Source organism: Candidatus Competibacteraceae bacterium (assembly GCA_016699715.1).
In the GTDB taxonomy this organism is placed as follows: domain Bacteria; phylum Pseudomonadota; class Gammaproteobacteria; order Competibacterales; family Competibacteraceae; genus Competibacter.
Genome location: CP065007.1, coordinates 3,164,833 through 3,182,381, shown reverse-complemented (window position 1 = coordinate 3,182,381; position 17,549 = coordinate 3,164,833). Strand labels below are relative to the sequence as shown.

The following is a 17,549-nucleotide window of genomic DNA, read 5'->3' as shown; positions in this document are numbered from 1 at the left end:
GCCCATGCCGTCGGTGACGCTATCGCTTGAGCGGGCGCTGGCTGAACGGCTGGCGTCCGCGCTCGAACGGTTGGAGCAAGGCTTGCCGGCGATGCCAGCGCCGCCGGACTGGAAATACGACCGGGCATTCCGCTGGCGGCGACTCGGCCAGCGTGGCGCCCTGCGACCGGTACGGCATCCTCATCGCCTGCGGTTAGCCGATTTGCAGCGAATCGACCGGCAAAAGACGGCACTGGATCTAAACGTGCGGCAATTTCTGGCCGGACGGCCCTGCAACAACGTGCTCCTGTGGGGCGCGCGCGGCACCGGTAAATCGTCATTGATCAAGGCCCTGCTCAACGAATACGCCGAGCGCGGCCTGCGCCTGATCGAAGTAGACAAGCAGGATCTCATCGACCTGCCCGATATTGTCGATCCCCTGTTCGAGCGGCCGGAGCGGTTCCTGCTTTATTGCGACGATCTGTCGTTCGAAGCCGACGACCCCAGCTACAAGGCGCTCAAGGCGATGCTGGACGGTTCGATCAGCACCGCGCCCGACAACGTATTGCTCTGCGCCACCTCCAATCGTCGCCATCTGCTGCCCGAATACCGGCGGGAAAACGAGGACGCCCGTCTCGTCGACGGCGAGTTGCACCACGGTGAAGCGGTGGAGGAAAAAATCTCGCTATCGGAGCGGTTCGGGCTGTGGCTGTCGTTTCACCCATTCAGCCAGGATGATTATCTGGCCATCGTCGGCTACTGGCTGGAGCAGTTGAGATGGCCGACGGGCTTGAACGAGGCCGCCCGCCAGCAGGCGTTGCAATGGGCGTTGCAGCGCGGCTCGCGTAGCGGCCGAGTGGCTTGGCAGTTCGCCCGCGACTGGGTCGGTCGGCACAGTCTCTGAGCCGCTCAGTGGCTACGGTGCGGAGCGAAGGCGATACGGTCGATCACCGCCATCAGTAGCGCCGACAGCACGAAGGTCATGTGGATAACCACCAGCCAGAATAATTGATGGTTCCATACAGGCTGATCGCCATTCTGGGGTGGGACGGTCATGAACGCCTTGAGCAGATGAATGGACGAAATGGCGACGATGGCGACCGCCAGCTTGATCTTGATGGTCGCCGCGTCGATCTTGCCCAGCCAGGGCGGTTTTTCCTGCCCTTCGCGCACGTCGAGATTGGATACAAAAGTCTCGTAGCTGCTGAGCACCACCATCACCAGCAGGTTGGCCACCAGGGCCAGATCGATCAATGCCAGCGCCGCCAATACCAGATCGCTTTCGGTAAGCGTGGCAATGGTGGCGAACAGATGGATTACCTCCTGGTAGGCCTTGACCGCGAATAGAATCAGGATGGCGATCAGCGCCAGATACAGCGGCGTCAGCAGCCAGCGGCTGAGCAAGATGAAGCGTTCGAGAAGCAATTCAATCGTTTTCATCGAGTGATGTCGGTATGGTGGGTAATGGGGCCGGCGCCACCGGATGACGGGCCGGAACTGAATGGGGCTGGTATCAAACCGGCCGGGCTGGATGCCGGCCACTCCTTAAGGTAGAGATCCTGTTGCGGGTAAGGAATGCGGATTCCAGCCTCCTTGAACCGATCCCAGACCGTGAACAGAATCTCGTTGTGAGTTTTCAGCAGATGATCCCGGCCCAGATCGATGAAATACTGGACGCGGAACTTTACCGATGAATCGGCGAAATCCCAGAGCAGGGCCAGCGGTTCCGGCTCCGCTAGTACCGCCGGATGTTCCCGCAGGATCCGTTCGATGATTTTCTGCGCCTGATGAGGGTCGGCGTCGTAGCTGATGCCAACCCACAGGATGGTGCGGAGCACCCGGTCGCCGTGCGTCCAGTTGGTGAAGGCGTTGCCGATCACCTCGGCGTTGGGAATGATCACCGACTCGTTGTCGAAAGTCTGCACGGTCAGCGAGCGCATGCCGATGCTGGTCACTTCGCCCAAGTGAGTGCCGACCTGGACGATATCCCCGGTGCGCAGCGGCCGCTCGATCAGCAGCAGCAGGCCGCTGACGAAATTGTTGGCCAGACTCTGCATGCCCAGCCCGATGCCGACGCCCACCGCCCCGGCGAACACCGCCAAGGTGGTGAGATCGATGCCGACCACCCGCAGGATGAACAGCAGCCCGACCAACACCACGGCATACTGGGTGAAAACCGACAGGCTGTGGCGCACGCCCAAATCGCTGATGTGGGAGAGCACCCAGCGATAGCTGATCGCCCGACTCCATTGCCCCAGCCAGATCACCACCAGCAGGATGGTGATGGTGATCAGAATGCGCCAGGTGGTGATTTCCGCCGCGCCCATGGTAAACAGCGGCCGCTCCAGGAAGGCCCAGATGGAGGTGACCACCGCGGATTCGCCGGTCCAGCCGTAGGCGCGGAACAACACGACCCATGCGCCCAGGAAAAGCAGTAGGTTCAAAATCCGGTGCAGGGGGGTGATGATGTCCTGAGTCCACAGCAAACCGTAGCCGGAATGGGTCACGGCAAAGTTTTTCAACGCCACCACCAGATCGTTCAGCAGGCTGCGCGCCAACAGCCAGCCGACCAGCACGGCGATGAAGACCAGCAGGTAGCCGGCGACCAGCCAGGCCAGTTGCAGGTAGCCGAGCAGCCCCAGCACGGCGGCGCCCAGCAGCGACAGCGGCAGCAGCAGGCTGCCAAAACGCAGTACCACGAACCACAGCCGTCCCTCCTGCCGGGCGCCGAGCAGGTCCATGACCAGCCGGCGAATACGCAGCACGGGTAGAAACGCCCAAAACCAGTACAGCATGAACAGGCGATCAAAGGCGTTGACCACGATGGCGGATAAATCGCTCAGATGCGCCAACACCACCAGGGCGACCAGCGCACCACCGCCGATCAGAGTCCAAAACAGTTGGCGGTACAGCGCCGGTTGCCGCTGTTCGGCCAGCAGGCGCGGCGAAACCAGCAGCAGCCAGGCCAGGCTGACCGGCAGCTTGATCGCCAGCCACGCCAGGGCCAGCGTCATCAGGATACCAAACCCCGGCTGGGGGACCTCGACCAGCCACAGCAGCCACAGCAGGGCGGCCGCGAAGCCGGTACCCCCCAGGTTGGCTCGGGCCAGCAGCAGCGCGCTGGCGACCAACTGGCGCAGAAAGCTGTCGCCCTGTACCCGCTGCTCGCCGAGGCGGCGCGAGGCCCGCCGCAGACCGCGCACGGTCGCCACCAGTCCCCAGAGCAGCATACCCTCCAACGCCACCAGAATGGCCCAGCGCAGCACGGTCGCATCCAGCAGGGCCCGAATGGTCGATTCCAGGCTGAGCCGGATCTGGTAGAACAACACCTGGGGCGCGGCGGCCATGGCCTCCAGGAGTTGCCGCCAGGCCTCGGTCGTATCTGGGTAGGGTTTGCGGGTGAACAGATCCCGCCGCAGACGTTCCCGGTAATCGTGGTCGAGCTGTGCCGCGATCCTGTTGACTTGGAGCGACTGGTCCTGCGCCTGGCCGGCGCGCTGACTCAAATCGTCCAGCAACTGGCCGGTCAGTTGCAGTTCCTCGCCGCGCAGCCGCCGGTCGTTCGCCGTCGTCGCTTCGCGCCGTTCGATCACCTGGCGCTGTTGCTCGTAGACGGCGCTTTTTTGTTGTAGCAGATCTTCGGTGCGGCGCAGGTCGTCGCGCATCGCGGCAAGCTGTTCGAGCGCGTCCCGCAGGTCGTCCGGGTCGACGCTGGCGTTGTTCGGCAGATCCTTCAGACGGGCCAACATATTGGCGGTCTCCGCCAGATGGCGGTCCAGGCTCAACAGGTTGATGTGCTCCTCGACCGTTTGCAGCTCGGTGACCAGGCGTTGCCAGAGCACCAGCGGCAGCGTGCCCTGATTCTGAGACAGTCGCTGGCGCAGCGCGTTGGCTCGGTCCTGTTGAGTGACAAGGTCCGCTTGCAGCCGGCCAACCAGTTCGGCTTGGGCGCTCTGCCGGCCTTGCTCCTGGCGCTGCTGGAAGCGCTGTTCGATCCATTCCCGCCACTGTTCGGCCAGTTTCAAACGCAGCTTGGCAATTTCGAACTGGTCGCGCAGATTAGCCAGATTGAGATTTTCCAGCTCCAGATCCGCACGCTGCTGGGTCAGAGCCTGGCTGGTCCGCCGCAGTTGCTCGGCGCGGTCAGCCGCCCCCTCGGTGGCCTCCTTGGCGGGATTTTTCAGCAATTGCTCGCGTGCTTCCAGTTCGCCGATCCCCTTTTGGAGATCTTCAATACGCCGCCGACTGTTGTTCAGTTCCGACAGCGCGCTTTCCTGGCGCAGCCGCGCCGATTCCGCATCCACCCGGGTCTGTTCCAGCATCGCCTCGTCGATCTGTTCCGGGCGCGGCGTCTCCATCTGCCGCGGCAGATCGGCGAGCCGCGCCTGCAAGTCCTGGCGGGTGCGTTCGATGGACTGCCGGTCGTGCTCCAGAGACTGCCGGCGCGCCGCCTGCTGCTCGGCGATCTTGGCGGGATCGACCGGTGGCGTCACCGGCGCGGTCGGCTGCGCTCGGACGACCGTCGCCAGCATGATCGATAGCAGCAGAATAAGGGTGAAATTTCCGGCACGCGACGCAATGCCGGAGGAAGACAGAAAATACGGGATCATACGGATGGTGGGGATCCGAAGGAGAAATGGGTCAGGTACCGGTGGTTGGGGTCACGCGCAGCCAGAAAGTCACCGGGCCGTCGTTGCTCAGGCCGACCCGCATGTGAGCGCCGAAGCGGCCGGTGGCGACTGGCGTATGTTGGCGTTGCGCCCGTTCGACCAGATAGCCGAACAATCGTTCGCCTTCGTCCGGCGGCGCGGCCGGGGTGAAGCTGGGACGCAGTCCCTTGCGGGTATCGGCCGCCAGGGTGAACTGTGGTACCAGCAGCAGTCCACCGCCGACCTCGCGCAGGCTTCGGTTCATTTTGCCGTCGGCGTCGGCGAATACCCGATAGCCAAGCAGGCGCTCCAGCAGCCGGTCGGCCTGGATCTCGGTATCACCGCGCTCGACCCCGATTAGCACCAGCAAGCCGGCGTCGATGGCGCCCACCGTGTCGCCGCCGACCGCGACCCGTGCCTCGGTCACCCGTTGCAACAGCCCAATCATCCCAGCCGATCGGCGAACGCCTGGGTGGCGGTGATCAGCGCATCGACGATGCCCGGTTCGCTGGCGGCATGCCCGGCCGGCGAGACGATCCGCAGATCTGCTTCCGGCCAGGATTGGTACAGCGCCCAGGCATTGTCCAGCGGGCAAACCACGTCGTAGCGGCCGTGGACGATGACGCCGGGCATGGTCCGCAGCCGGTCGGCATCGCGCAGCAACTGCTCGGGTTCCATGAAGCACTGATTGACGAAGTAATGGCACTCGATGCGCGCCAGGCTCAGCGCCCGGTGAGCTTCGCTGAAGTGCTCGACCATGGTCGAGTTGCTTTCCAGGGTCAGGGTAGCGCCTTCCCACACCGACCAGGCTCTGGCCGCGCGCAGTCGCTCCAGTTCGTTGGCACCAGTCAGCCGCCGGTGGTAGGCGTGGATCAGGTCGTGCTGTTCCGCCGCCGGAATCGGTGCCAGAAAATGTTCCCACAAATCGGGGAACAGGCGGTTGGCGCCGTGCTGGTAGAACCAGTGGATATCCTGGTCGCGGCACAGGAACACTCCGCGCAGGATCAGACCCAGTACCCGATCCGGGTGGGTTTCGGCGTAGGCCAACGCCAGAGTCGAGCCCCAGGAACCACCGAAGACCACCCAGCGGTCGATGTTGAGGTGTTCGCGCAGTTTTTCGATGTCCGCCACCAGGTGCCAGGTGGTGTTGTCGCGCAGTTCGGCGTGCGGGCTGGATTGACCGCTGCCGCGCTGGTCGAACAGCACGATACGGTAGCGTTGCGGGTCGAAGAAACGCCGATGCATCGGTTCGCAACCGGCACCGGGGCCGCCGTGCAGGAACAGGACCGGCAGGCCATTGGGGTTGCCGCATTCCTCAATATATAGAGTATGCAGTGAGTCCACCGCGAGGCGTTGAGTAGCATAGGGTTTGATATCGGGAAACAGGACGCGCATGAAAACTCCGATTCGGTGCGAAAGGGGGCGAGTCGGCCAATGATTTTCCGGAACCGCCAGCAGAAAAGGGGTTGAAAACGAGGGCGGATTTTACCCGCAATAGCGGCGCTTCAAAGAATGTAATCGATTACCGCATCAAGGTCGTCGAGTACCCGGCCGCCGTGAGGCACGACCTTGGCCTCGTCGCCCGGACGGTACTTGCCGGTGCGCACCAGTACCCCGCGCAGACCGGCCGCCAGCGCGCCGCATACATCCATTTCGGCGTCGTCGCCGACCATCACCACATCCTGGGGCGGCAGGTTGAGGCTGTTGACCGCCGCCAGGAAGAACTCGGGCGAGGGTTTGCCCAGCACCACGGCTTCCATCTCGGCGGCGTACTCCAGCGCGGTCATGAACGGACCGATATCCAGGCTCAACTGACCGTTTTCGCGGAAATAGCGATTGGAACCCATCGACAGCAGTGGCAGGCCGCCCAACAGCAGCCGGAAGCATTCGTTGAGCGTCCCGTAACCGAAAGCATTGCCGGCGTCGCCGAGCAGGACCGCGCCGGGCGGTCCGCCCAGCAGGTCGGCGAACTCGCCCTGGATGTCGGCATGCACCAGCAAATGCGGCGTCAGTTTCCGAGCGATCAGATAGTTGCGCGCCGCGACCACCGGGGTAAACAGGTGTTGGAGCGAAACCTCCAGTCCGATCCGCGCCAAGCGGTTAATGATCGCGCCGCGCGTCAGGCGGGTGGAGTTGGTGACGAAACGGGCCGGAATGCCGGCCGCGCGCAAGCTGAGCAGGGCTTCGCGGGCACCGGGCAGAGGGTGTCCGCCGACGTATAGCACGCCTTCCAGATCAAATAACACACCATGAATCATGCTGCCCTCACCGGATCGATTTCGCGACCGTGCCGTGGGTCGTTGTGGCGCGGAGGACTCCTAGACACCGCATCTACCGAGTCAGTATAGAAGGCGTCAGGTCCGATGGAGGGCGAAATCGCCGGCAGGCCGGACCCATGAATTTCCCGCGACTTGGCGCGTCCGGCGTGGCGGACCGTGGCGGTCCGCTGGCGACTCGGGTTAAACCCTCGCACCCATGGCCAAGGCGCGGGCCTGCCTGGCGACCCGTTCGGCGGCGGTGGCGACCGGGTCATGGTCGGGGTCGAATTCCGGCCAGCCGGCCGCGTGCCGGACGATCAGTCGGGCCAGCGCTTCGATGTGGGCCGGCGCGTCGTTCAGAGCCGGGATATAGCGGTAGTACTCGCCGCCGGCCGCCAGAAACACTTCCCGGTTTTCGAGAGCGATTTCTTCCAGCGTCTCCAGACAATCGGCGGCGAAACCGGGGCACACCACATCCACCCCCTTGACCCCGGCCCGCGCCCAAGCGGCCAGCAGCTCGCTGGTGTAGGGTTGCAGCCATTCGGCGCGGCCAAAGCGCGACTGAAACGCCACCGCCCACTGATCCTTTTGCAAGCCCAGCCGTTCGGCGACCAGCCGGGCGGTTTTGTGACACTCGCAGTGGTAGGGATCGCCAGCCAGCAGGTTGCGTTTGGGCAGGCCGTGGAAGGAGAACAGCAGCCGTTCGCCGGACTGTTCGGCGCGGGCGGCGCGGATGCTGGTGGCCAGCGCCTCCAGATAAGCGGGATCGTCGTGATAGTGGGTGATCAGCCGCAGGTCCGGTAGCCAGCGCCAGCGTCGCAGTTCGGCGGCAACCGCGTCGAAGGTCGAGGCGACCGTGGTGGCGGAGTATTGCGGGTACAGCGGCAGCACCAGCAGCCGGCGCGCGCCGGCGTCCCGCAGGTCGGCCAGCGCCGAGGCGATGGAGGGATTGCCGTAGCGCATTCCCAACGCCACCTGTACCGGACCCAGGCACTGTTGGCGCAGCGCCGCCGCCACCGCCATCGCCTGCCGGCGGCTGATCGCCAGCAGTGGCGAGCCGTCCTCGGTCCAGATGGTCTGGTACTTACGGGCGGACCGGGCCGGACGGATGCGCAGGATAATGCCGTGCAGGATCAGCCACCACAACGGCCGGGGCAATTCCACCACCCGCGGGTCCCAGAGGAACTCGGCCAGATAACGACGCAGGGCGGCGGGAGTGGGGGCGTCGGGGGTGCCGAGATTGGCCAGCAGTACACCGGTGCGGGTGGGCTGATCGTGGGAGAAGCAGGTGAGGGTCGCTTGCATCATGATGCGGTCATGCCTCGGTGTCTTATAATGAAACGAATCGTCCTCAAGGGGTTCATCGCCATGCTGGGTGTCTTTCTCGACCGGGATTCGCTCGATTGCGGCGATCTCGATTTTAACGGCATCGACCGCATCCTGCCGGATCTGCGCTATTACCCCGCCACCGTGCCCGATCAGGTCGCCACGCGCATCGCCGAAGCTGAAGTGATCATCAGCAACAAGGTGATGCTGGACGCGGCCGCGCTGCGCCATGCTCCCCGACTGCGGCTGATCTGCATCGCCGCCACCGGCCTGAACAACGTCGATCTGGCGGCGGCGACGTCACGGGGCGTAACGGTCTGCAACTGTCGTGGTTATGGCACCGCGGCGGTGGTGCAGCATGTATTCGCGCTGCTGCTGACGTTGGTCACCCGGCTGTCCGACTACCGGCGGGCGGTGCGCGACGGTCGCTGGCGGCAAGCCAACCAGTTTTGTCTGCTGGATTTTCCAATCCGCGAGCTGGCTGGCAAGACGTTGGGCATCGTCGGCCATGGCGAGCTGGGCCGGGGCGTGGCCCGGGTGGCCGAGGCGTTCGGCATGCGGGTGCTGATTGCCCAACGCCCCGGCGTGGTGGAGGAGGAGCAGGAGGGGCGAGTGCCGCTGCCGCTGCTGCTGCCGCAGGTGGACGTGCTCAGCCTGCATTGTCCGCTGACGCCGGAAACCCGGGGCCTGATCGGTGCCTGGGAACTGGCGCTGATGCGCCGCGACGCGATCCTGATCAATACCGCGCGTGGCGGCTTGGTGGACGAGGCGCTACTGGCCGATGCCTTGCGCCAGGGTGCGTTGGGTGGGGCCGGCGTGGACGTACTGAGTCTGGAGCCACCCGTGGCGGGCAACCCATTGCTGGCACCCGATATCCCCAATCTAATCGTCACTCCGCACTGCGCCTGGGGTAGCCGCGAATCGCGCCAGCGGCTGGTCGGGCAACTGGCGGAGAATATCGCCGGATTTTTGAGTGGTGCGCCGGTGCGGGTGGTGGGATGACGCCGTGAATGCTGAATATCCCTGTCCGATCCGTCCAACGCCACCCTGTCGGTCATCCATGAAAATAAGGTTAACGATGCAGTAATAGAACTGCGTGACCCGGTACTGAAAGGCGACGAGCTGAGCTACAACGTGCGAGTGCTGGAGGGTGAGATGCCCGCCAAGGGCGGATCGGTCTCGCTGTTCATCGATATCATTGGCATGCCGCTGCCCCCGCCGTCCTACGCTGGTGTCGCGCGCCGGTCATACCGTCGGGCGTTTTACCGCTAGTATACCTGCCGTTTCCCAACAGTGCTTGAACCGCGGAGCCCTCTTTTTTTAAAGGGAGAGATGCTATAGTAGCATTGCTAGCAAAATCGTTCAGCCTGTCAAAACGCTTGGTGAAACAGGCCGACGTGGTTTTTAAGATGGCAACATTTACTTAGGAGAGACAATATGAAGAAGTCTTTTATTGCCGCGAGTGGCTTGGCTTTATTGATGGGGTCCGGTATTGCCATGGCGCAATGGAACAATGAGAGCTTTCCTCCTTTTGAGGAAGTCGATGCCAACCAGGACGGCATGGTCAGCATGGATGAAGCGAAAGCGCATCCGGGCACGGTCGCCGCGGTGACGAAAGGAAACTCGGCCACCGTCGAGGATTCCATGAAGAGTTTTTTCAGCGCGGCCCATGAAAAAGACAAGAATAAGCCCTACGACTCTCCCATGACCAAGGAGGAGTGGGAAGGCGTAACCGGCAATTAAGCAAACATTGGCGGCAGGGAAGCCGCCGTCATTCGAGCACGGTCGGTCACGCTGGCACTGAGATCAAGCCGCTGCAAGCCACCTTTCTACCCACAGAACTCGAGCAGTCGTTTCGTGGCCAACATTTCGAAGGCGCGCTGATTACGGCGGCCGTTGCCCTCGTCATCGCCAACTTGGTACCGCTGGAGGCAATAGCGACCATGGGCAGCGCCGGTTTCCTGCTACTCTTCATAGCGGTCAATATCGCCAACCTACGGCTGGCTCGTGATACCGGGAGTCGTTCCTGGATATCCGGACTGGCGGCACTGAGTACGGCCATCGCCCTGATCGTGCTGTGTGTCGAGGTAGACGAAAATCCAGCGACCCGCAACCATCCGTGGATCTTGGTGGGTATGATTCTGCTGTCGGCCGGAATCGAGTTTATCTATCGCTGCTTCACGGGCCGAAGCCCGCATCTGGTCCGGAACGGTGTGAAAGATCGCGCCGAAACCAGCGGTGCTGATCACCAGTACAACATCGAGCATCTCCCGCGAGCCCCCATGCACGGTTGACCCTGATCGGTAAGCCCCGCTGTCTTGCCACGCAAGAATGGGGCGGAGGGTGAGGACCGCGCAACTTGGCCTCAATCTTCCAACACGAGGATAAATACAGTTGAAAGAACAACTTCAGGCCATCGTGACGGTGCTGTCCCTGGTGAACCCCGCGATCTGTGCGATGATATTCGTGCAAGCGGAGGCGGGGCGTTCTCTTGGCGGGCAGTTGATCGACGCCACGAAGGCGGGGCTGGCCATACTGGTAATTCTGGTGGGTACCGCCCTCGTGGGGACCCAGTTGTTGCATTTGTTCGGCGTATCTCTGGACGCCTTCATGGTGGCGGGCGGCGGTGTGCTGGCTTGGATGGGATTCTCCATGCTCAGCAGTCAGTCGGCCGCATCGACCTCAACTGTTGCGCATGCGAACTCGGAGCCATCGCTCACGCCTTTGATCCTTTTCGCCGCCAGCCCAGGGACCATCACCGGAGTGATCACCCTCTCGGCCGCCCACACACAATTGAAACCGCCGGTCACAGCCCTGGTAGCCATCGCCGTGGCGGTCATGGCTACATGGCTCGTTATGTTGCTCTTCGCTCGTTTCTCCGGCAAACAAGACGGTGGCGGATTCATTCGGGACACAATGACACGCCTGATGGGATTAATTGTCCTTTCCATGGGAGTTCAGTTTGCCCTCACGGGATTCCACGCATTCACGATCTAAGAATCAAGCCCTGCTCGATCCCGTTTGATTCAACATTGGAACAGATTAATGCAAGAGGAATAGGCTCATGCAGGATTTATTCGATGTACTAAAGAACCTGGAAGGGACTGGCCTGCTTTATATGCTCATCTTGGCGATAGGTTTTTTGGGGATTGTCATCTATGTGTTCACTGGAAAACAGCGAGCCAAACGCTTTAACCAAGATGCTGGGATACCATTTCTTGATGATGAGAGTAAAGGGTCCAAGCGGTAATTCGAGCAGTTGGCGATTCGATCCTGAGCGACTTGCAAGAATCGACACTCTTACGGGTTCAGCAGCAAAAATATCAACCTGAGAGTGCAAACATGCTGAAGCGACAAGCGAGTCAATTGACGGACGAACGATCCAAAAAAACCATTTATTACAGCCAAGCCAGAAAACGCTAACAAAACGCTAACGCTATGGACGAGATTGTCGCCATCTTCACGCGCGTATGGACCGATATCACCAGTGGCGCACACGCACCACTATCATTCCGCTTGATTATCCAGCCATTGGTCGCCGTTTTCTTTGCGATCCGCTCCGGGATACAAGACGCAAGAGCTGGTCGGCCGCTGTTCTTTTGGGCTGTCGTCATGAGCGATCCAGCGCACCGGCGAGATCTCCTGCAAGAAGGCTGGAAACATGTGGGGAAGGTCTTCATCGCAGCTGTCGTGGTCGATGTCATCTACCAAATGATCGTGCATCACTGGATTTATCCGTCCGAAGCATTGATGGTTGCCGTGATTCTTGCCGTATTGCCCTACTTGGTGATGCGTGGTCTCGTGAACCGCATCCTTCGCCGCGGGCGTGGCGGCAATGGGGCAGCATAAAACTTAAAAACATGGACGAGATTACTCACTATCCTTTTCTGGTTTTCGCGCTCTCTCTCGTCGTGCTATGGTTTTCGGCATGGATCGGAAGATTCTTTCTCAGGCACAGAAAGCAAGGCAAACTGGACCCTGAGGTACGTGAAGATCTTAATATTATCTTGGCCGCAACGCTGACCTTGCTTGGACTGATTATCGGATTCAGTTTTTCGATGGCGATAGAGCGGTATGATCAACGCAAGAACTATGAGGAGGCAGAGGCTAACGCGATCAGCACCGAATACGTCAGGATCGACCTACTGTCTGCGGCGGATGCGGTAAAAATACGCATACTGCTACGGAACTACCTCGATCAGCGGGTCTTGTTTTATAGGACTCACTATGATCGACTACTTCAACAGAAGGTCAATATCCGTACCGCCCAATTACAGAACGAGCTGTGGTCCGCAATTCAGGCGCCAGCGGCGGCGCAGCCGACACCCATTGTCGCCTTGGTCGTTTCGGGCATGAACGATGTGTTGAACTCACAGGGATACACCCAGGCGGCCTTTTGGAATCGAATTCCCACTGAGGCATGGGGTCTGATGGCGGTGATCGCCATCTTTTGCAACGTATTGGTCGGTTATGGTTTACGAGACGCTACAGAGAAAGCCAAATTGCTTCCGATTCTCCCGCTGGTGGTCTCCATCGCGTTCATGCTGATCGCGGATATTGACGCTCCACGCCACGGCATCATTCATGTAGCCCCCCAAAATCTGATCAGTCTTGCCGAATCCATGCATGCACATTGAGTGGGCAGTTTGCCTTTTCCAACTGAGATCTGCCACGAAGCCGAGAAAGACGGCTGGACGGTCACCCGCATGAAGAACATCCAAGAATTAAAATAGGATGTTGATTTTTAAGTATCGATAATCAACAAAAGGAAAACCACATGACAGATAAAGCCTTGCCTTCCTGGTTATTCGCAGCACTGTTCACCGTAGTGCTGGTCGGGTGCGCCGCGATGCAGAAAGATAATACTCAAACGACCGAACAAACCCTGTCTGCCGCTGGATTTCAGATGAAACTGGCTGATACGCCAGCAAAACTGGCTCAGTTGCAGAGTCTGCCACAGCGCAAACTGGTACCGCAACAGCAAAATGGCGCTATCCGTTATGTCTATGTTGACGCCCAATATTGCCAGTGTGTGTATGCGGGAACTGAGACTAATTATCAGGAGTACCAGAAATTGGCTTTGCAACGCCAAATTGCTCTGGAAGAGGTGTCGGCGGCGCAGATGAATACCATGGACTGGGGAATGTGGGGACCGTGGGGCTGGTAATGGTAGTACTCAGTGTTTAGACCTATCTCCTCAGTGAGAATGGAGAAAGGAAAAGTCTCAAACCCCATTTATCGACGAGGCCGGACCGATGTTGAGTATAGTCTATCTTGTTTGACCAACGGCTGAAGCAGGTCCAGCGAATATGAATGCCTTTCCACTGAGAGTAACGATGATGAATATCTGTTTTGGTCGACGCAGTCGCCTACGTTCGGCGCTTGTGGCAGTCAGCCTTCTTGGCTTTTCCGCGTGCGGCACCATGCAAGCGCCCCCAACAGCGCAAAACATTGCCGGTTTAACACCGGTCGGCACTGTGACCATGACCGAGACCGTTGCGGTGGGCATGACGGGAGGCAAAGGCTCATTGACCTTCCAGGGGCGTAGCTATCCGTTCATTCTTATCGGCAGTGTCGTCGGTCCGGGCGGCGCATCCGAGATCAATGCCGTAGGCAAGGTGTACAAGCTGAACAAGCTGTCGGACTTCGAGGGCCTCTACTCCGAGGGAACCGGGCAAGCTGGGCTGGATACGTCGAATCAAGCCGATCTGTGGCTGCAAAACGAGACGGGTGTGATTATGCATCTGACCGGCACCAGTGAAGGGGCCGTACTCTCGCTGGGGCGTAGTGAAGTTGAGATCAAGCTGAGCAACTGACGCTTATGGCAGGAAACAGTCAACAAAAGCTGGTTGGGCGTAGTGAAGTTGAGATCAAGCTGAGCAACTGACCCCCTTGCATTAGGGGCGCATGGATAACCAAGCAGCACGCTGTTTCTAACCCGAGGAGAAATCTGATGATGAAGAATATTTGCAAAATAACCGGTCACACCCTGCTGGCCACGACGCTCTTGGTGGGTAGTCTGGCGTTGGCGGCGGATGTGAAACAGCCGGTCGGCAAGGTCTCGATTGAAGAGAAACAATTCGGATTAATTCTGGGCGGTAGCACCGGCAGCGGGACGCTGACGTTCCACGGCAAGAAATATCCGTTCAAGCTCAAGGGCCTGAGCGCCGGCCTCAACGTGGGTGTTTCGAAGATGAGCGCCGTCGGTGAAGTGTACGATCTGCGGAAGACTGCCCAATTCCCCGGCACCTTCACCAAGTTCGAAGCGAGCGTCGCCTTGGGCGGTGGCGTGGGTGGCCTGCGCTTGCAGAACGAAAACGGGGTGATTATGAACCTTCGCTCGCGAACCAAGGGATTGGATCTCAATCTCGGCAACGTGACCGGCATTACAGTCACGATGGAGTAGTGATTTGCACCTATAGCTCTCCTCAATCAGTTGTGGTCGACTCAAGAACGGAAATCCCCCAAGCCTCCCTTTTTTCAAAGGGGGGCGCCGCGTCAGCGGCGGGGGGATTGATCTCGGAAGTCCACGCTTCCATAACTCAAAGAGGGTTGCCATAGGTTCCGGCAAGCCTGACTATCCCGGCCTCCACCGGCTGGCGGAGGCGCTGGATTCAGCCGGCGCGATAGAGCCCCGGCTCAGCGTGAATACCCGCTAGCGGTGGCGGCCGCCGCGCGCGCCCTGCGCCCGCTCCTCGTTGACCTTCAGGCGCTGGCCGCGCAGTTCCTGGCCGTTGAGCGCGCTGATCGCGGCGCGCGCCTCGTGGCCTTCCATTTTGACGAAGCCAAAACCGCGGCACAGGCCGGAAAAGACATCCCGCGTCAGCCGGAGTCCGTGAACCCGCCCGTAGGCTGTAAACATATCAGTGACTTCTTGATCGGTGGTATCCGAGGGTAGATTACCGATGAAGACGGTTTTCATGCACGGTCTCCTGTAGTTGCGACCCGCCGGGTCTGATGGTGAGCTTTATTTCGCCGCCGGGACGCATCATGCGCCGCCGTTTCCGGGCGAGCGGGCCGGTGAGCGGGTCGTTCTCCGGCCGGCGCGGCCCCAGCGGCGCGGTGGGCGTGGTGGTGACGCGCACCGGCCGGGGATGCCGCCGGCGCCCGCGACCGCTTCGCGGCGCTGGGCTCGAACCCTTCGACCACCGACGACGGCAATTTACGGCCCAGCAGCCGCTGAATGGCGTGCAGACGCGACATCTCGTCCTCGCTGACCAGCGAGATCGCCAGTCCGGCGCGGCCGGCACGACCGGTGCGGCCGATGCGATGGACGTAGTCCTCGGGCACATGCGGCAATTCGTAATTCACCACTCGCGGCAACTGGACGATGTCCAGACCACGGGCGGCAATATCGGTGGCGACCAGCACCTGAATCCGACCCTGCTTGAAATCGTCCAGGGCGCGGGTGCGGGCCGACTGGCTCTTGTTACCGTGCAGGGCGGCGGTGCGGATGCCTTCGCGTTCGAGCTGGCGGCTCAGTCGGTCGGCGCCATGCTTGGTGCGGGTGAACACCAGGGTCGCATCCCGCTCACCGGCGCTCAGCAGGCGCCCAAGCAGCGCGGCTTTATCGGTCTGCTCCACCGGATGCACCTGCTGCTCCACCAGGTCGGCGGGCGCGTTGCGCGGAGCCACGTCGATCACCACCGGCTCGCGCAGGAAATCGCCGGCCAACTGGCGGATCGGATCGGCGAAGGTGGCCGAAAACAACAGCGTTTGCCGCTGCCGGGGCAATAGCGCCAGCAGGCGACGGATCGCGGGCAGGAAGCCCAGATCCAACATCCGGTCGGCCTCGTCCAGCACCAGAATTTCGACACCGGCCAGGCTGACGGTCTTCTGACTCAGGTGGTCCAGCAGCCGCCCCGGCGTGGCCACCAGAACATCCACCCCGCGCCGCAGCGCGTCCAACTGTGGTTTCATGCTGACGCCGCCGACCACCAGCGCGGTACGAGGCGCGATATGGCGGCCGTAGACGCGCACGCTATCGGCAACCTGGGCGGCCAGTTCGCGGGTTGGGGCCAACACCAGGGCGCGCGGCCGGCCGGCTGGCATCCGTGTTTCGGGGCGAGTTTGCAGGCGCTGCAACAACGGCAGGGTGAACGCGGCGGTCTTGCCGGTACCGGTCTGAGCGGCGGCGAGCAGGTCGCGCCCCGCCAGAATGACGGGAATCGCTTGAGATTGAATGGGGGTTGGCGTGGTGTAACCGCGGGCAGCAACGGTGCGCGCCAGGTCGTCGACCAGGCCAAGAGAAGCAAACGGCATTGAATACTCCTGAATCCGCCTGCCCATGCGTGGCATGGAACCGGTCCAGGCAGAATGAAATGAGATTGAGGGTGATCGAGGCGCGCCCAGCCAAAGGGTGGAACACGACAGGTTTGCGGGAGGAACGGGAATCGGAAAACCCGCGGGCGACAATTCCGAGAGGAACGGCTGGAACCTCGGGGCGCGCACCGGACCGCGCCGCGACAAACTTACCCATGACTTTAACACGATCCGCACGGTTTGACTAATTCGCGCCTCGGTCGGCATCCCTGCCCGCCATGTGGCGTCGTTCAGCCGCCCACCAGCACCACGATATGTATGTCCAGCAAGAAATTCAGCGTGGTCGGACTGTGCGGAACACGCCCACTAGACAGGTGACGAACCGGCCAACCCGAGGATTGGAAGGACAGGATGGCGTTGCGTTCATCACAATTCTCCCTATTCTTCCTGAATGCGCAGGGTAACGCTGAACCGTTCGGTCACCGAGCCGTCGCCTTCCCAAAGCCGCCAGTGCTTGAGCTTGAGAACAACCTCGCCGGGTTGGCGGGCGGTAAAGGTGAAGGTGCGCATGCCGCGCGCTCCGATGAAACCCTCTGTTGAGTCTTCGAAGTCAGTGCCGTCCAGCGCCAGCAATTGTCGATTGGTTTCATCGATGGCCCAGACATAACCGGTGCCGTGGCTTTCCGGCAAGCGCACCCTGATTTGTTCCCCAACCCGGACTTCGGCGGTGCGCTGGTCATCGACGCGGGTGAGTACCAGCACGCCGTCCTCCCGCGTGCCGGCAGGGATGGCCGGGGCTTCACTGTCGGGTTTGGAGGCGCAGCCGACCACCAGCAGCACGGCCAGTGCCAGTAGCGCTGACGTGAGACGCGCGAGGAGGAAAAGGCGCGGTTTAGGCGTTAAGGGCATGCGATTTCACCGGTTCGTTGGCGGGCGGGAGTAATTGAGAATGGATGTCGCAAATTGTAGGCGAGGCGCAACCAGGTCGGAAAGTTTCAAACGATGTCCCAGCCTTCGCCGGTCGTTTCATGCCCGCATCGCCGCTCCCCGGCATGACAGCATCCCGTTTCGCAGC

At 61.2% G+C, this 17,549-nt stretch carries 20 protein-coding genes; 11 read left to right on the top strand and 9 right to left on the bottom strand.

Features of this window, described 5'->3' with window-relative positions; genetic code table 11:
* Nucleotides 1-4: 4 nt before the first annotated feature.
* Entirely contained in the window at nt 5-883 is an 879-nt protein-coding gene (locus IPM89_14380) for an ATP-binding protein (protein ID QQS54003.1), read from the top strand.
* A gap of 5 nt (nt 884-888) precedes the next feature.
* Here the strand turns inward: IPM89_14380 and IPM89_14375 are convergent, their stop codons facing one another.
* The 6 genes from IPM89_14375 to IPM89_14350 all read right to left on the bottom strand — a co-directional run bounded on the left by IPM89_14375 (nt 889) and on the right by IPM89_14350 (nt 8,194).
* Nucleotides 889-1,419 carry a TIGR00645 family protein gene (locus IPM89_14375; protein ID QQS54002.1) on the bottom strand — a complete coding sequence of 177 codons (531 nt, stop codon included), beginning with the start codon at nt 1,417-1,419 and terminating at the stop codon, nt 889-891.
* Nucleotides 1,416-4,589, bottom strand: a complete 3,174-nt coding sequence (locus IPM89_14370) for a mechanosensitive ion channel (protein QQS54001.1) — start codon at nt 4,587-4,589, stop codon at nt 1,416-1,418. The genes IPM89_14375 and IPM89_14370 overlap by 4 nt, the downstream gene beginning before the upstream one ends.
* 31 nt (nt 4,590-4,620) lie before the next feature.
* Nucleotides 4,621-5,076 (bottom strand): D-tyrosyl-tRNA(Tyr) deacylase, encoded by a 456-nt coding sequence (locus IPM89_14365; GenBank protein ID QQS54000.1) that lies wholly within the window; start codon nt 5,074-5,076, stop codon nt 4,621-4,623.
* The gene (pip, locus tag IPM89_14360) at nt 5,073-6,023 is read right to left on the bottom strand and encodes a prolyl aminopeptidase (protein QQS53999.1); all 951 of its coding nucleotides are present in this window, start codon (nt 6,021-6,023) and stop codon (nt 5,073-5,075) included. Before pip ends, IPM89_14365 begins: the two co-directional genes overlap by 4 nt.
* A gap of 110 nt (nt 6,024-6,133) precedes the next feature.
* Entirely contained in the window at nt 6,134-6,886 is a 753-nt protein-coding gene (locus IPM89_14355; protein ID QQS53998.1) for a TIGR01458 family HAD-type hydrolase, read from the bottom strand.
* A gap of 201 nt (nt 6,887-7,087) precedes the next feature.
* Entirely contained in the window at nt 7,088-8,194 is a 1,107-nt protein-coding gene (locus tag IPM89_14350) for a ferrochelatase (protein QQS53997.1), read from the bottom strand.
* A 60-nt stretch (nt 8,195-8,254) separates the two neighbouring features.
* Here IPM89_14350 and IPM89_14345 point away from each other — a divergent pair, with 60 nt between their 5' ends.
* The 10 genes from IPM89_14345 to IPM89_14300 all read left to right on the top strand — a co-directional run bounded on the left by IPM89_14345 (nt 8,255) and on the right by IPM89_14300 (nt 14,618).
* Entirely contained in the window at nt 8,255-9,214 is a 960-nt protein-coding gene (locus IPM89_14345; protein ID QQS55944.1) for a 2-hydroxyacid dehydrogenase, read from the top strand.
* Nucleotides 9,215-9,649: 435 nt separating this feature from the next.
* A complete protein-coding gene (locus tag IPM89_14340; protein QQS53996.1) occupies nt 9,650-9,955 on the top strand; it encodes a hypothetical protein in 306 nt (101 codons plus the stop codon).
* Entirely contained in the window at nt 9,931-10,506 is a 576-nt protein-coding gene (locus tag IPM89_14335; protein ID QQS53995.1) for a hypothetical protein, read from the top strand. Before IPM89_14340 ends, IPM89_14335 begins: the two co-directional genes overlap by 25 nt.
* 100 nt (nt 10,507-10,606) lie before the next feature.
* On the top strand, nt 10,607-11,209 hold the full coding sequence (locus tag IPM89_14330) for a MarC family protein (protein QQS53994.1): 603 nt from the start codon (nt 10,607-10,609) through the stop codon (nt 11,207-11,209).
* A gap of 67 nt (nt 11,210-11,276) precedes the next feature.
* Nucleotides 11,277-11,462 carry a CcoQ/FixQ family Cbb3-type cytochrome c oxidase assembly chaperone gene (locus IPM89_14325; GenBank protein ID QQS53993.1) on the top strand — a complete coding sequence of 62 codons (186 nt, stop codon included), beginning with the start codon at nt 11,277-11,279 and terminating at the stop codon, nt 11,460-11,462.
* A gap of 188 nt (nt 11,463-11,650) precedes the next feature.
* Complete coding sequence (locus tag IPM89_14320) at nt 11,651-12,061, top strand: hypothetical protein (protein ID QQS53992.1); 411 nt, start codon at nt 11,651-11,653, stop codon at nt 12,059-12,061.
* Nucleotides 12,062-12,072: 11 nt separating this feature from the next.
* Complete coding sequence (locus tag IPM89_14315) at nt 12,073-12,849, top strand: hypothetical protein (protein QQS53991.1); 777 nt, start codon at nt 12,073-12,075, stop codon at nt 12,847-12,849.
* Nucleotides 12,850-13,061: 212 nt separating this feature from the next.
* Nucleotides 13,062-13,379 (top strand): hypothetical protein, encoded by a 318-nt coding sequence (locus tag IPM89_14310; GenBank protein ID QQS55943.1) that lies wholly within the window; start codon nt 13,062-13,064, stop codon nt 13,377-13,379.
* Nucleotides 13,380-13,548: 169 nt separating this feature from the next.
* Nucleotides 13,549-14,028: a hypothetical protein gene (locus tag IPM89_14305; GenBank protein QQS53990.1), complete on the top strand. Its 480-nt coding sequence runs from the start codon at nt 13,549-13,551 to the stop codon at nt 14,026-14,028.
* A 137-nt stretch (nt 14,029-14,165) separates the two neighbouring features.
* Nucleotides 14,166-14,618 (top strand): DUF1134 domain-containing protein, encoded by a 453-nt coding sequence (locus tag IPM89_14300; protein QQS53989.1) that lies wholly within the window; start codon nt 14,166-14,168, stop codon nt 14,616-14,618.
* Between the two features lie 249 nt (nt 14,619-14,867).
* Here the strand turns inward: IPM89_14300 and IPM89_14295 are convergent, their stop codons facing one another.
* The 3 genes from IPM89_14295 to IPM89_14285 form a co-directional block, all read right to left on the bottom strand.
* Nucleotides 14,868-15,134 carry an RNA-binding protein gene (locus IPM89_14295; GenBank protein QQS53988.1) on the bottom strand — a complete coding sequence of 89 codons (267 nt, stop codon included), beginning with the start codon at nt 15,132-15,134 and terminating at the stop codon, nt 14,868-14,870.
* Complete coding sequence (locus IPM89_14290; protein QQS53987.1) at nt 15,131-16,474, bottom strand: DEAD/DEAH box helicase; 1,344 nt, start codon at nt 16,472-16,474, stop codon at nt 15,131-15,133. The genes IPM89_14295 and IPM89_14290 overlap by 4 nt, the downstream gene beginning before the upstream one ends.
* A gap of 438 nt (nt 16,475-16,912) precedes the next feature.
* A complete protein-coding gene (locus tag IPM89_14285; GenBank protein ID QQS53986.1) occupies nt 16,913-17,383 on the bottom strand; it encodes a protease inhibitor I42 family protein in 471 nt (156 codons plus the stop codon).
* Nucleotides 17,384-17,549: the final 166 nt, after the last annotated feature.